Here is a 13,181-nt window from a genome sequence, read left to right on the forward strand (position 1 = left end):
CAGGCTCTCAAGAATCCTGCCGTGTCTACATGTTCCGCTGGCGCGGGTTGTAGAAGGTGCTATCGGGAGGAATGTCTCGGGTCACCAGCGACATGGCCCCAATGACCACGTTGTTGCCGATGCTGATATGGTCAGCAACGATGCAGCTATTGGTACCGAGGCTGACATTATCGCCTATGCACAGCGAGTAATGGTCCAGGCCAAGGGTCTTGATGCCGACCGAGCAATTCTGCCGTATCAAAAAATTACGCCCGATGCTTACTTGGCCAGTGATCACCACACCTGGCAGATGGGCGATACGAAGGCCGGGCCCTATTTGCGCACCGATGTCGATATCCACGGCGTACTTGAGGTTGAGCCGCTGCTGCATGCCGCGCGCATATCGCCTGCTCAGGCCGCCGCGACCATCGAGGTACTGCGCCAGGCGATAGGCGAAAAGAAAGCGCAGCTTGTTGTCCTTGCGCGCTCGACGCAGCACGTTGAAGAACAAGCTGATACGGCGTCCGGGCTTTTTCTTGTTGGAGACCTCCTGTCGCCAGCATTCCAGCAAGGTTTCGAAATTCACGACGTGGGCCCACTTGGATCAGCCACCCATGATGCCGCAATCAAGTCAGCCACGCATCAGCACTTTGTCTTGCCCTGGTCGCTGCAGCCTGGCTAGGCTTGCAAGCCCACTGTAGAGACTCGCCATGTCGAATCCCCGCCAGATCGCCCTCGATGACATCGATCACCAACTGATCGCCCTGCTGCAGATCAATGCCCGCGAAAGCGTTGCCACCCTTGCCCGCCACCTGGGTATCGCTCGCACTACCGTCAACTCGCGCCTGGCGCGCCTGGAGAAGGGAAAAGTCATCACCGGATATGGCGTACGCCTGGGCCAGCGCCTGGCCGATGGTGGCTTGCAAGCCTATGTCGGGATCAAGGTGCAACCGCGCTCTGGCAAGGAGGTCGTGCGGCGCCTGGCTGCCATGGGGCAAGTGCAGCAATTGTGCGCGGTCAGCGGCGAGTTCGATTACGTAGCATGGCTGCGCAGCGATTCGCCAGAACAACTGGACCAGTTGCTGGACCAGATTGGCAGCGTAGAAGGCGTGGAGAAGACCACCACCTCGATCATCCTCAGCAGCAAAGTGGACCGCGGCCAGCCCGTCTAAATGGCAACGGTGCAGCTGCCAAGCATCAATCGTCAAAAGTATTGATATACATGTCGTTATGACAAATAAAACGCCAATACGACGACGCTTTGCATCTTAATTACGAACACCCGTCGCCCTAAAATGACCACCAGGCATCTCCTATACTCAGGCTCCGCCCCTGCGCAGCCGCTCTGGCAAGGTAACTGCAATGAACAAGAAAAACCGCCACCCGGCCGACGGCAAGAAACCCATCACCATCTTCGGTCCGGACTTCCCGTTCGGCTTCGACGACTGGCTGGAACACCCTGCTGGTCTGGGCAGCATTCCGGCTGATCGCCACGGTGAGGAAGTCGCTATCGTCGGTGCCGGCATCGCAGGCCTGGTGGCGGCCTACGAGCTGATGAAGCTGGGGCTCAAGCCTGTGGTGTATGAGGCCTCGAAAATGGGTGGCCGACTGCGCTCCCAGGCCTTCAATGGCACCGACGGGGTCATCGCCGAGCTCGGTGGCATGCGCTTTCCGGTGTCCTCCACCGCCTTCTACCACTATGTGGACAAGCTGGGCCTGGAAACCAAGCCCTTCCCCAACCCGCTGACACCGGCATCCGGCAGCACGGTGATCGACCTGGAAGGCCAGACCTACTACGCCGAAAAAGTCAGCGATTTGCCCAAACTGTTCCATGAGGTGGCCGATGCCTGGGCCGACGCGCTGGAGAGCGGCGCGCAGTTCGCCGATATCCAGCAGGCGATCCGCGATCGCGATGTTCCGCGCCTCAAAGCGCTGTGGAACAAGCTGGTACCGCTGTGGGACGACCGCACCTTCTACGACTTCGTCGCAACCTCGCGCTCGTTCGCCCAACTGAGCTTCCAGCACCGCGAGGTGTTCGGCCAGGTCGGCTTCGGCACCGGCGGCTGGGACTCGGACTTCCCCAACTCGATGCTGGAAATCTTCCGTGTGGTGATGACCAACTGCGACGACCACCAGCACCTGATCGTCGGCGGCGTGGAGCAGGTACCGCAAGGCATCTGGCGCCATGTACCGGAGCGCTGCGCCCACTGGCCCGAGGGCACCAGCCTGAGCGCGCTGCATGGCGGCGCACCGCGCACCGGGGTAAAGCGCATTGCCCGAGCAGCCGACGGGCGCCTGGCCGTCACCGACAACTGGGGCGACACCCGCCACTACGGCGCCGTGCTCGCCACCTGCCAGAGCTGGCTGCTGACCACCCAGATCGATTGTGAAGAGTCACTGTTCTCGCAAAAGATGTGGATGGCCCTGGACCGCACCCGCTACATGCAGTCGTCGAAGACCTTCGTCATGGTCGATCGGCCGTTCTGGAAGGATAAAGACCCGCAAACCGGCCGCGACCTGATGAGCATGACCCTCACTGATCGGCTGACGCGCGGCACCTACCTGTTCGACAACGGCGACGACAAGCCAGGCGTGATCTGCCTGTCCTACGCCTGGATGAGCGACGCCCTGAAGATGCTCCCGCACCCAGTGGAAAAACGCGTGCAACTGGCCCTGGATGCACTGAAGAAGATCTACCCCAAGACCGATATCGCCGGGCATATCATCGGCGATCCGATCACCATTTCCTGGGAGGCCGACCCGCACTTCCTCGGTGCCTTCAAGGGCGCACTGCCTGGCCACTATCGCTACAACCAACGGATGTACGCGCACTTCATGCAGCAGGACATGCCAATGGAGCAGCGCGGGATGTTCATTGCCGGCGATGACGTGTCCTGGACCCCGGCCTGGGTCGAGGGGGCAGTGCAGACTTCGCTGAATGCGGTGTGGGGTATCATGAACCACTTCGGTGGCCAGACCCATCCGGACAATCCAGGCCCAGGCGACGTGTTCGACGAGATCGGGCCAATCGCCCTGGCAGACTGAGACAAGGAGGCAGCATGCGCATCGCTCTGTTCCAGGGCAAACCCAACCCGCTGGACGTGCCCGGCAACCTGCAACGGCTGCGCCACCAGGCGCAGTTGGCGGCCGAGCGCGGCGCGCAGTTGCTGGTGTGTCCGGAGATGTTCCTGAGCGGCTACAACATCGGGTTGGCACAGGTAGAACGCCTGGCAGAGGCCGATGATGGCCCGTCGGCCATGGAGGTGGTGGAAATCGCCCAAGCGCATCGCATCGCCATCGTCTACGGCTACCCCGAGCGCACTGACGAAGGCGCGATCTACAACAGCGTGCAACTGATCGACGCCCATGGCCGCAGCCTGTGCAATTACCGCAAGACGCACCTGTTTGGTGAGCTGGACCGCTCCATGTTCAGTCCCGGCGCCGATCACTTTCCGGTGGTCGAGCTGGAGGGCTGGAAGGTGGGGTTGCTGATCTGCTACGACATCGAGTTTCCGGAGAATGCCCGGCGCCTGGCGCTGGACGGCGCTGAGCTGATCCTGGTGCCGACCGCAAACATGACACCGTATGATTTTGTCTGCCAGGTGACGGTGCGCTCCCGGGCCCAGGAAAACCAGTGCTACCTGGTGTATGCCAACTATTGCGGGGCCGAGGGCGATATCCAGTACTGCGGTCAGAGCAGCATCATCGGGCCGGATGGCAGCCTGCTGGCCATGGCCGGTCGGGATGAGTGCCAGTTGCTGGCGGAACTGCAGCATGAACAGGTGGTGCAGGGGCGCCAAGCGTTTCCTTACCTCGTAGATCTGCGCCAAGAATTGCATCTGCGGCGGGGCTGAGAGGGGCCTGAGTCGGTGCTCAGGCCAACTAATTTGTTAGCATGAGTGCTTACCCCGGAGCCCCCATGCCTGATGCCACTCGCCACCTCAGATTAGCCAACGGCCTGCAGCTCACCCTGCGCCACGCCCCGCGGCTCAAGCGCTCGGCTGCGGCGCTGAGGGTCCACGCGGGCAGCCACGATGCCCCGGCAAAATGGCCAGGGCTCGCGCACTTTCTCGAGCATCTGTTCTTCCTGGGCACCCCTCGATTTGCCCTGGATGACGGCCTGATGCGCTACGTCCAGACCCTCGGCGGGCAGGTCAACGCCAGCACCCGCGAACGCACCACAGATTTCTTCTTTGAAGTCCCGCCCGCAGCCTTGGCCGGCGGGCTGGAGCGCCTTTGCCAGATGCTCGCCGAACCCGACCTGGGTAGCGAACGCCAGCGCCGCGAGCGTGAAGTGATCCATGCCGAATTCATCGCCTGGTCGCGCAACCCTAAGGCCCAGAAAGATTTTGCCCTGCTGCAATCAGTGTCGGCTGGCCATCCGCTAGGCGGTTTTCATGCTGGCAACCGGTATACCCTGGCGTTGCAGGATCCTGCCTTTCAGCGGGCCCTCACAGATTTCCATCAACGCTACTACCACGGTGGCCAGATCACCTTGAGCCTGTGTGGGCCGCAGCCGCTGGATGAGCTCGAACAGCTTGGCAGGCAATACGCTGGTTTGTTTACCTTCGGCGAACGCACGCCCCAAACGCCGCCACCTGCCCTGTCGAACACGAAAACAGCATTGGTATTCACCCATGAAAACCTGCCCCCTGGTGGCGAACGAGCATTGGAGTTGCTGATTGCCGGCTTGAGCGACAGCAGGCCGGGCACCTGGCTGGATGCACTGCGCCAGCGCAGCTGGCTGCAATCTTTCAAGGCTGAAATGCTGTATGCCTTCGCCGGGCAGATGCTCTGGCACATCGAGCTCGAACTCAGCGCAGACGCCTGTGCAGAGGAAGTACACGCCCTGCTGCACGGATGGTTCGGCTTCATCCGGCAATCCGATCCGGCGCACCTGAACGCCGAATTCGACCTTCTGCAACAGAGCCGCGAACGCAACGCCAGCCCCCTCGAGTTGGCCCGCCGTGACAGCGCAGGCCAGCCATTGGCGGCACTTGATGCACAAGCACTCTGCGCACTTCAGGCACTGCTCGAAGGCCTGCCATCGCGCAAGCATGGGCAATGGCAGTTGCCAGCACCCGAGCCTTTGCTGTTTACCGGCTTGCCCCCCACGCAGGCGCCTCAATTGCCTGCAGCGCTGACGGTCAGTGACCAACTGCCGGCGGCACGCCAATACGGGGCAGTTCACCTGCGCTGGCAAGTGCCTTCGGCCCTGCGCCAGGGCTTGCACGCCGTGCTCGAACGCGCCATGCAGCCGCTACAGGCGCGATGCGAGCGTGCCGCGTTGCAACTGCAGTTCAGTGCCGCAGGCGACTATTGGCAGCTGCGTTGCACTGGCCTGCCCGCAGCGGTCACGAGGGCCGTCGAACTCGCGATGGCGTGCTTGCGTTCGCCCGCTGACTGGGAGCCTGCGACACAACAGCCCCCCTTGCTGATCCCGATCAGGGCCCTGCTCAACCAACTGCCAGATGCACTCACCGGCGCAGCACCAAAGCCCGAACCAACCCGCGCGCTCAATCAACAGGCGCTCGACGATGCATGGCAGCACAGCCGATGGCATGGCCTGGCTGTGGGGTTCGACGCAACCGCCCTGCAAGCCCTGAGCGCAGCATTGCAAGGCTGCCCCGGGCAGTTCGGCATGCCGGTACCGCCGCCCGACTGGCAGGGCCGCCGCTGGCATCACGCCAAGGTGCCGGGCAGCGAACCCGCACTGTTGCTTTTTTGCCCCATGCCTGCCCATCAGCAAGCCTGCGGCCGGCTTCTCGCCCAGTTGCTGCAAGGGCCCGTGTACCAAAGGCTACGGGTGGAATTGCAGCTGGGTTATGCCGTGTTCAGTACCTTTCGTCAGGTAGAGGGCATCGGCGGGCTGCTGTTCGGCGTGCAATCGCCCCATGCCACCCACGCCGAGATCCTCGGTCACCTGCTCGCCCTCCTGCGCCAAGGTGTACGTCTCGACGCTGCTGCACGCCAAAGGTTGGCGGAGCAGTTCGACGAGCCAGCCATGGCCAACGCGGATCTTGCCGATTGGGCATGGCAGACACACTTGGCTACACTACCCTGCGATCTGCCCGCGTTACGCGTGGCTATCCTGAGGACGCAACAGGCGCATCTGGACGATTTGCTGGGCCGCTTGCTCGCAGCCGATTCACCCTTGCTCTGCCTGGCCAATGGGCCTGCGACAGAGGGGGCCTGGCACTGATCCGGCGTCAATTGTTACGTATACCGCAAGGGCGCTTTTCGAAGAATTAACCTTTCGGTACAAGATTTTCTTGTAAGATAACGCTATCTCAGCCGCCGGAACCTTCGGCGCGAGGCGACGCCAAACAAATAGCTGAACCCTCTACCCTAACCCGGAAGGAGCAAAAACCATGTGGACCAAACCTGCATACACTGACCTGCGTATCGGCTTCGAAGTGACCATGTACTTCGCCAGCCGCTAAGCATTGCCTGCGTTTCAACGCCTCGGCCAGCCGGGGCGTTGTCGTTTTTTCGGCTACGGTTCTTCGGACAGTTCGGATAGAGAGCAACCATGTACATCCAGATTCTCGGTTCCGCCGCCGGCGGTGGCTTCCCGCAGTGGAACTGCAACTGCGCCAACTGCAAGGGCTATCGCGATGGCAGCCTGCGCGCCACCGCACGCACCCAGTCGTCGATAGCCTTGTCCGATGACGGTGTGCACTGGATCCTGTGCAACGCCTCACCCGACATCCGTGCCCAACTGCAGGCCTTCGCGCCAATGCAGCCGGCCCGCGCCCTGCGCGACACCGGCATCAACGCAATCGTCCTGCTCGACAGCCAGATCGACCACACCACCGGCCTGCTCAGCCTGCGCGAAGGCTGCCCGCATCAGGTCTGGTGTACCGACATGGTCCATCAGGACCTCACCACCGGCTTCCCGCTGTTCAACATGCTCAGCCACTGGAACAGTGGCCTGCAGTGGAACCGCATCGAGCTCGAGGCCAGCTTTGTCATCCCGGCCTGCCCCAACCTCAGGTTCACTCCGTTCCCACTGCGCAGCGCCGCACCGCCTTACTCCCCGCACCGCTTCGACCCACATCCGGGCGACAATCTGGGGCTGCTGGTGGAAGACATCCGCACCGGCGGCAAACTGTTCTACGCGCCCGGGCTGGGCCAGGTCGACGACAAGCTGCTGGCAATGATGCACGGCGCTGAATGCCTGCTGGTCGACGGCACGCTGTGGGAGGATGATGAAATGCAGCGCCGCGGCGTCGGCACCCGCACTGGCCGCGAAATGGGTCACCTGGCGCAGAACGGCCCCGGCGGCATGCTCGAGGTGCTGGACGGTTTCCCACGCCAGCGCAAGGTACTTATCCACATCAACAACACCAACCCGATTCTGGACGAAGACTCCCCCGAACGCGCCGAGGTCCAGCGCCGAGGGGTGGAAGTCGCCTTCGACGGCATGAGCATCGAGTTGTAAGGAGGCCCGATGAGCGAGGCACTGCCACTGTCGCCTGCCGAATTCGAGCAGGCCCTGCGCGCCAAGGGCGCCTACTACCACATTTATCACCCCTACCACGTGGCGATGTACGAAGGGCGCGCCACCCGCGAACAGATTCAGGGCTGGGTGGCCAACCGCTTCTATTACCAGGTGAACATCCCGATGAAGGATGCCGCGATCCTGGCCAACTGCCCGGACCGCGAAGTGCGCCGTGAGTGGATCCAGCGCCTGCTCGACCACGACGGAGCCCCGGGCGAAGACGGTGGTATCGAAGCCTGGCTGCGCCTGGGCCAGGCCGTGGGGCTCGACCCGGACCAGCTGCGTTCCCAGGAGCTGGTGCTGCCAGGTGTACGCTTCGCCGTCGATGCCTACGTGAACTTCGCCCGCCGTGCCAGCTGGCAGGAAGCGGCCAGCAGCTCGCTGACCGAACTGTTCGCCCCGCAGATCCACCAGTCGCGCCTGGACAGCTGGCCGCAACACTATCCGTGGATCGATCCTGCCGGCTACGAGTACTTCCGCACCCGCCTGGGCCAGGCCCGGCGCGATGTCGAACACGGTCTGACGATCACATTGCAGCACTACACCACCCGGGCGGCCCAGGAGCGTATGCTGGAAATCCTGCAGTTCAAGCTGGATATCCTCTGGAGCATGCTCGATGCCATGAGCATGGCCTACGAGCTGCACCGCCCGCCGTATCACACCGTCACCCAGCAACGGGTATGGCACAAGGGGATTGCCCTATGAGTTTCGACCGCAAGCAAGTGCCGAACTGGCGCCCCGGTTACCGTTTCCAGTACGAACCGGCGCAGAAAGGCCATGTGCTGCTCTACCCTGAGGGCATGATCAAGCTCAACGACAGCGCGTCCCTCATAGGCGGCCTGATCGACGGAAAACGTGATGTGAACGCGATCATCACCGAGCTCGAACAGCAATTCCCTGGTGTGCCCGAAGTCGCTGATGACATCGAGCAATTCATGGAGGTGGCCCGTGGCGAACACTGGATCACTCTCGCCTGAGGTACCGGTCGGCCTGCCGCTGTGGCTGCTGGCCGAACTGACCTATCGCTGCCCGCTGCAGTGCCCTTACTGCTCCAACCCCCTCGACTTCGCCGAACAGGGCAAGGAGCTGTCGACCGCGCAGTGGTTCAAGGTGATGGCCGAAGCCCGTGAAATGGGTGCCGCGCAGATCGGTTTTTCCGGCGGTGAGCCGCTGGTGCGCCAGGACCTCGCCGAGCTGATCGGCGAAGCGCGCCGCTTGGGTTACTACACCAACCTGATTACCTCCGGCATCGGCCTGACCGAGGCACGTATCGCCAACTTCAAGGAAGCCGGCCTGGACCACATCCAGATCAGTTTCCAGGCCAGCGACGAGCAGGTGAACAACCTGCTGGCGGGGTCGAAAAAGGCCTTCGCACAAAAGCTGGAGATGGCTCGGGCAGTGAAAGCCCATGGCTACCCGATGGTGCTCAACTTCGTCACCCACCGGCACAACATCGACAAGATCGACCGCATCATCGAGCTGTGCGTGGCACTGGAGGCCGACTTCGTCGAACTCGCCACCTGCCAGTTCTATGGCTGGGCACACCTCAACCGCCTGGGCCTGTTGCCGACCCGTGCGCAGCTTGAACGCGCTGAACGCATCACCAACGAGTACCGTGCAAAGCTCAAGGCCGAAGGCAACCCGTGCAAGCTGATCTTCGTCACGCCGGACTACTACGAGGAGCGCCCCAAGGCCTGCATGAATGGCTGGGGCAGCCTGTTTTTGACCATCACGCCGGACGGCACTGCCCTGCCCTGTCATGGCGCACGTCAGCTGCCGGTGCAGTTCCCGAATGTTCGCGATCACGACCTCAAGCACATCTGGTACGACTCGTTCGGCTTCAACCGTTTCCGTGGTTATGACTGGATGCCCGAGCCCTGCCGCTCGTGCGACGAGAAAGAAAAGGACTTCGGCGGCTGCCGCTGCCAGGCCTTCATGCTCACCGGCGATGCCAGCAACGCCGACCCGGTGTGCGCCAAGTCGAGCGACCACGGCATCATCCTCAAGGCCCGCGAGGAGGCAGAAACGGCCGACCTCGCCATTGAACAGATGACCTTCCGTAATGAGCGCAACTCACGTGTCATTGCCCGCGGGTGAATTCAGTGCCGCGCAGGCCGTCGCCGCCGGCACCGATTTCGCCGAACTCAAAGCCAGCCCCAAAGGCCTGTTCTGGAATGAATTTCGCCCGGCCGACGGTGCCTGCCGCATCTGGTGCTGGCGTGACCAGCAGGCACGCTGCCTCACGCCTGACGGCTTCAGCGTGCGCAGCCGGGTCTATGAATACGGTGGAGGCAGTTTCTGCCTGAGCGATGACGCAGTGGTGTTCGTCAACGAGAAGGACCAGCAGATCTATCACCAGGGACTTGATGGCGCGCCACCGCATGCGTTGACCCAGAATGCCCAATGCCGCTACGGCGACCTGCAATGGCACGACGGCCAAGTGCTGGCGGTCGAGGAGTGCCATGGCGAGAGTGTGGAACATCGCCTGGTGGCATTGGGTGAGGGCACCGTTGAAGTGCTCGCCGCAGGCGCTGATTTCTATGCATCCCCTACGATCAGCGCCGATGGCACACGTCTGGCCTGGATCGAATGGGACCGACCGGCGCAGCCATGGACAGTCACACGGCTGATGTGTCGCGAACGGCAAAGTGACGGTAGCTGGGGCGCGCCGCGCTGCATCGCGGCGAATGACGAATCCCTCCAGCAACCGCGCTTCGACGCTGAAGGGCGCTTGTACTGCCTGTCCGACCGTAATGGTTTCTGGCAGCCCTGGGGCGAGCTCGACGGGCTATGGCAAGCCTTGCCGGCCGAGCCTGCGGACCACGCTGCCGCCCCCTGGCAACTGGGCACCAGTACCTGGCTGGCACTCGGACCACAAAGCTACCTGGCCAGTTGGTTCGAAGGTGGCGTAGGGCAACTCGGGCTACGCACAGCCGACGGTCAGATGGAGCGTTTCGCCAGTGCCTATAGTCGTTTTCGTAGCCTGGCCATCGACGCCGGGCATCTCTACGCAATCGCTGCCTCGCCGATCAGCCCGCCAGCCGTCATTGCCATTGACCGGGCAAGCCACGAAGTACGGGTTCTGGCAGGCGGCGCCGAATTACTGCCAGCCGATTGCATCAGCCTGCCGCAATCCATCCTCTACGACAGTGGCGGTGAGGTTGCCCATGGTTTCTTTTATCCGGCAGCCGGCGCCAAAGGGCCTTCCCCACTGGTGGTGTTCATCCATGGTGGGCCAACCTCAGCCTGCTATCCGGTCCTGGACCCACGGGTTCAGTACTGGACCCAGCGTGGCTTTGCCGTTGCCGACCTGAACTATCGGGGCAGTACTGGTTATGGTCGCGAATATCGCCAGGCCCTGCACTTGCGCTGGGGCCAGAGCGATGTTCAGGATGCCTGCGCGGCGGTCGAACACCTGGCCGAACGCGGTTTGATAGACCCCCGCAAAGCCTTCATACGTGGCGGCAGTGCCGGCGGTTATACCACCCTGTGCGCCCTGGCGTTCCATGACGTCTTCCGTGCCGGTGCCAGCCTCTACGGGGTGAGTGACCCGGTTGCGCTTGGCCGCGCCACGCACAAGTTCGAAGGCGATTACCTCGACTGGCTGATCGGTGACCCGCAACAGGATGCCGAGCGCTATCGCCAACGTACTCCACTGCTGCATGCCGAGCAGATCAACGTACCGGTGATTTTCTTTCAGGGTGAACTGGATGCTGTGGTGGTGCCGGAGCAGACGCGCTCGATGCTTGAAGCGTTAACGGCCAATGGCATCGAGGCCGAGGGGCACTTCTATGCGGGCGAACGGCATGGCTTTCGAAAGGCCGAAAACCTTGCACATGCCCTTGAGGAGGAATGGAAATTCTATTGCCGGGTGCTGGCCCTGTGAAACCTGGGGCCGCGCTGCGGCCCCAGCAGATTCAGCGCTTGGCGATGATATACACCGCATGCACGATACCCGGAATGTACCCCAGCAAGGTCAGCAGGATATTCAGCCAGAACGCCCCGCCGAACCCGACCTGCAGAAACACACCCAGCGGCGGCAGGATGATGGCGATGATGATGCGAATGATGTCCATGCAAGTTTCTCCTCAAAGGGTCTAAACAGAGACTAGCTGGGCATCACAGAGGTTCCAATGGTGCACGTCGTGGTTTTTTTTGCAGGGCCCAGCCGCCTCGCCAAAGGCCTGCCCCACCACAAAAAAAACGCCCCGGGCCAAATGAATCAGGCCAGGGGCGATGCGCAGGAACGCCAGACGGTTCGTAGAATTCTTATCAGGCCGAGACTTCACGGCGGGCATGCTGCTGCGCGTGCAGGCGTGCGAAGGCCCGGGCTAGGCGCAGGAGCATTTCATCGATGTTGCCTTTGCTCACCGTCAGCGCCGGTGTAAAACGCACCACATCGGCCTGCGGCGCATTCAATAGCAGGCCCTCGTGCAAGGCTGCCTGCACCAGGTCCTTGGCCAGATGTTCCTGCAACTGAAGCGCCCAGAGCAGCCCTTGGCCGCGCACTTCGCCCTGGCCATAGCGGCCGGCCAGGCGGCTCAGGCCATCGCGCAGATGGCGGCCACTGTCCTGGACATGCTCGAAAAAGCCCGGCTCCAGTACGGTATCCAGTACCGCGAGGCCCGCAGCGCACATCAGCGCATTACCGTGGTGGCTGCCCTCCAGCTCGCCGGGGGCCGCACAACAGGCGGTACCACGAGCGAGCAAGGCCGCCAGCGGCACGCCGGCTCCCAGGCCTTTGCCCAAGGTAATGATGTCAGCGCGCACCCCGTAGGTTTCCTCGGCCAGCAATGCTCCGCAGCGGCCAATGCCGGTCTGCACCTCGTCAAGGATCAGCAGGATGCCCAGCTCACGGCACAACCGCTCGACGCCTTTGAGGTATTCCCTTGTCGCGGGAATCACACCTGCCTCGCCCTGGACCGGCTCAAGCATGATTGCCACAGTTCGCGAGTCGACTTCTGCATGCAGCGCCGCCAGGTCGTTGAATGGCACTTTGCTGAAGCCAGGCAGGCCGGGTTCACAGCGGTTGCACGGCAGCGGATCGGACGCCGACAAGGCCCCCAGGCTGCGGCCATGGCAGCCCTGGCTGGCAGTGATGATGTGATAGGCGCCGTTGCGGTGTAGTTGGCCCCATTTGCGCGCCAGCTTGATAGCCCCCTCACAGGCCTCGGCGCCACTGTTGAGCAGGTACACCTGATCGCTACCGGTGCTCTGGCACAAGCGGTTGGCCAGCGCCAGCAGACCACGACTATGGAAACCAGCCCCCGGGTTGATCAACGCCTGGGCCTGGTTTCCCAGCGCCTTGACCAACACGCTGGGGCTGTGGCCCAGGCTATTTACTGCGCCGCCCTGGGTAAAATCCAGGTAGGCATGCCCTTCGTTATCCCACAACCAGGAACCCTGGCCACGCACGAACACTTGTGGCGCACGTTCGGCGCCGGGCATCAGGCGCTCACGGGACAACGCCGATGCGTCTGGCACGCTTACCGGCGCACGCTTTGGCTCGACAGCCGCGGCGGGGGCCGATCGGCGCAGGTTGAACAGGTTCATCGGGGGCTCCGGCCAGTCACGGCAAAGGGCAACGTCCGGTCTGGGCGCCGGCGCTTGATAATTTTGCCTTTCCTATCAAAAGTGTTTCTCAAACGGGGTAACAATGCGCGAATTGATCGCTGTAACCCGCTGGAATACGGCGATA

Annotated in this window: 13 protein-coding genes; 10 read left to right on the forward strand and 3 right to left on the reverse strand. The window is 62.5% G+C overall.

The features are described from left to right. Positions 1-25 precede the first annotated feature (25 nt). Positions 26-565 (reverse strand): serine acetyltransferase, encoded by a 540-nt coding sequence (locus ACW4TB_RS18300; RefSeq protein ID WP_254466686.1) that lies wholly within the window; start codon positions 563-565, stop codon positions 26-28. Between the two features lie 124 nt (positions 566-689). Between ACW4TB_RS18300 and ACW4TB_RS18305 the strand changes: the two genes are divergently transcribed. The 10 genes from ACW4TB_RS18305 to ACW4TB_RS18350 all read left to right on the forward strand — a co-directional run bounded on the left by ACW4TB_RS18305 (position 690) and on the right by ACW4TB_RS18350 (position 11,369). Beyond that, a complete protein-coding gene (locus ACW4TB_RS18305; protein WP_012316578.1) occupies positions 690-1,151 on the forward strand; it encodes an Lrp/AsnC family transcriptional regulator in 462 nt (153 codons plus the stop codon). A 190-nt stretch (positions 1,152-1,341) separates the two neighbouring features. Further along, entirely contained in the window at positions 1,342-3,024 is a 1,683-nt protein-coding gene (locus tag ACW4TB_RS18310) for a flavin monoamine oxidase family protein (protein WP_012316579.1), read from the forward strand. Positions 3,025-3,038: 14 nt separating this feature from the next. Next, positions 3,039-3,833 carry a carbon-nitrogen hydrolase family protein gene (locus ACW4TB_RS18315; RefSeq protein WP_254466690.1) on the forward strand — a complete coding sequence of 265 codons (795 nt, stop codon included), beginning with the start codon at positions 3,039-3,041 and terminating at the stop codon, positions 3,831-3,833. A 65-nt stretch (positions 3,834-3,898) separates the two neighbouring features. Further along, complete coding sequence (gene pqqF, locus ACW4TB_RS18320; RefSeq protein WP_279933424.1) at positions 3,899-6,181, forward strand: pyrroloquinoline quinone biosynthesis protein PqqF; 2,283 nt, start codon at positions 3,899-3,901, stop codon at positions 6,179-6,181. Between the two features lie 169 nt (positions 6,182-6,350). Continuing rightward, positions 6,351-6,422 (forward strand): pyrroloquinoline quinone precursor peptide PqqA, encoded by a 72-nt coding sequence (pqqA, locus tag ACW4TB_RS18325; protein WP_008365141.1) that lies wholly within the window; start codon positions 6,351-6,353, stop codon positions 6,420-6,422. An 89-nt stretch (positions 6,423-6,511) separates the two neighbouring features. Further along, complete coding sequence (gene pqqB / locus ACW4TB_RS18330; RefSeq protein ID WP_279933426.1) at positions 6,512-7,423, forward strand: pyrroloquinoline quinone biosynthesis protein PqqB; 912 nt, start codon at positions 6,512-6,514, stop codon at positions 7,421-7,423. Between the two features lie 9 nt (positions 7,424-7,432). After that, positions 7,433-8,188, forward strand: coding sequence for a pyrroloquinoline-quinone synthase PqqC (pqqC, locus tag ACW4TB_RS18335; protein WP_279933428.1), 756 nt, complete (start codon positions 7,433-7,435; stop codon positions 8,186-8,188). Next, complete coding sequence (pqqD, locus tag ACW4TB_RS18340; RefSeq protein WP_012316584.1) at positions 8,185-8,460, forward strand: pyrroloquinoline quinone biosynthesis peptide chaperone PqqD; 276 nt, start codon at positions 8,185-8,187, stop codon at positions 8,458-8,460. Before pqqC ends, pqqD begins: the two co-directional genes overlap by 4 nt. Continuing rightward, positions 8,402-9,580: a pyrroloquinoline quinone biosynthesis protein PqqE gene (pqqE, locus tag ACW4TB_RS18345; protein ID WP_455843041.1), complete on the forward strand. Its 1,179-nt coding sequence runs from the start codon at positions 8,402-8,404 to the stop codon at positions 9,578-9,580. Before pqqD ends, pqqE begins: the two co-directional genes overlap by 59 nt. Continuing rightward, positions 9,546-11,369 (forward strand): S9 family peptidase, encoded by a 1,824-nt coding sequence (locus ACW4TB_RS18350; protein WP_012316586.1) that lies wholly within the window; start codon positions 9,546-9,548, stop codon positions 11,367-11,369. Before pqqE ends, ACW4TB_RS18350 begins: the two co-directional genes overlap by 35 nt. 31 nt (positions 11,370-11,400) lie before the next feature. Here the strand turns inward: ACW4TB_RS18350 and ACW4TB_RS18355 are convergent, their stop codons facing one another. Together ACW4TB_RS18355 and ACW4TB_RS18360 are read right to left on the reverse strand one after the other, a co-directional pair. Next, a complete protein-coding gene (locus ACW4TB_RS18355) occupies positions 11,401-11,559 on the reverse strand; it encodes a YqaE/Pmp3 family membrane protein (protein ID WP_012316587.1) in 159 nt (52 codons plus the stop codon). 196 nt (positions 11,560-11,755) lie between these two features. Next, positions 11,756-13,036: an aspartate aminotransferase family protein gene (locus ACW4TB_RS18360; protein WP_279933432.1), complete on the reverse strand. Its 1,281-nt coding sequence runs from the start codon at positions 13,034-13,036 to the stop codon at positions 11,756-11,758. Positions 13,037-13,181: the final 145 nt, after the last annotated feature.

Source organism: Lelliottia jeotgali (genome assembly GCF_977070485.1).

Coding starts and splice junctions, on each gene's coding strand:
- ACW4TB_RS18305 (WP_012316578.1), top strand. CDS start 690: ATGTCGAATCCCCGCCAGATCGCCCTCGATGACATCGATCACCAACTG.
- ACW4TB_RS18310 (WP_012316579.1), top strand. CDS start 1,342: ATGAACAAGAAAAACCGCCACCCGGCCGACGGCAAGAAACCCATCACC.
- ACW4TB_RS18315 (WP_254466690.1), top strand. CDS start 3,039: ATGCGCATCGCTCTGTTCCAGGGCAAACCCAACCCGCTGGACGTGCCC.
- pqqF (WP_279933424.1), top strand. CDS start 3,899: ATGCCTGATGCCACTCGCCACCTCAGATTAGCCAACGGCCTGCAGCTC.
- pqqB (WP_279933426.1), top strand. CDS start 6,512: ATGTACATCCAGATTCTCGGTTCCGCCGCCGGCGGTGGCTTCCCGCAG.
- pqqC (WP_279933428.1), top strand. CDS start 7,433: ATGAGCGAGGCACTGCCACTGTCGCCTGCCGAATTCGAGCAGGCCCTG.
- pqqD (WP_012316584.1), top strand. CDS start 8,185: ATGAGTTTCGACCGCAAGCAAGTGCCGAACTGGCGCCCCGGTTACCGT.
- pqqE (WP_455843041.1), top strand. CDS start 8,402: ATGACATCGAGCAATTCATGGAGGTGGCCCGTGGCGAACACTGGATCA.
- ACW4TB_RS18350 (WP_012316586.1), top strand. CDS start 9,546: ATGAGCGCAACTCACGTGTCATTGCCCGCGGGTGAATTCAGTGCCGCG.
- ACW4TB_RS18355 (WP_012316587.1), bottom strand. CDS start 11,559: ATGGACATCATTCGCATCATCATCGCCATCATCCTGCCGCCGCTGGGT.
- ACW4TB_RS18360 (WP_279933432.1), bottom strand. CDS start 13,036: ATGAACCTGTTCAACCTGCGCCGATCGGCCCCCGCCGCGGCTGTCGAG.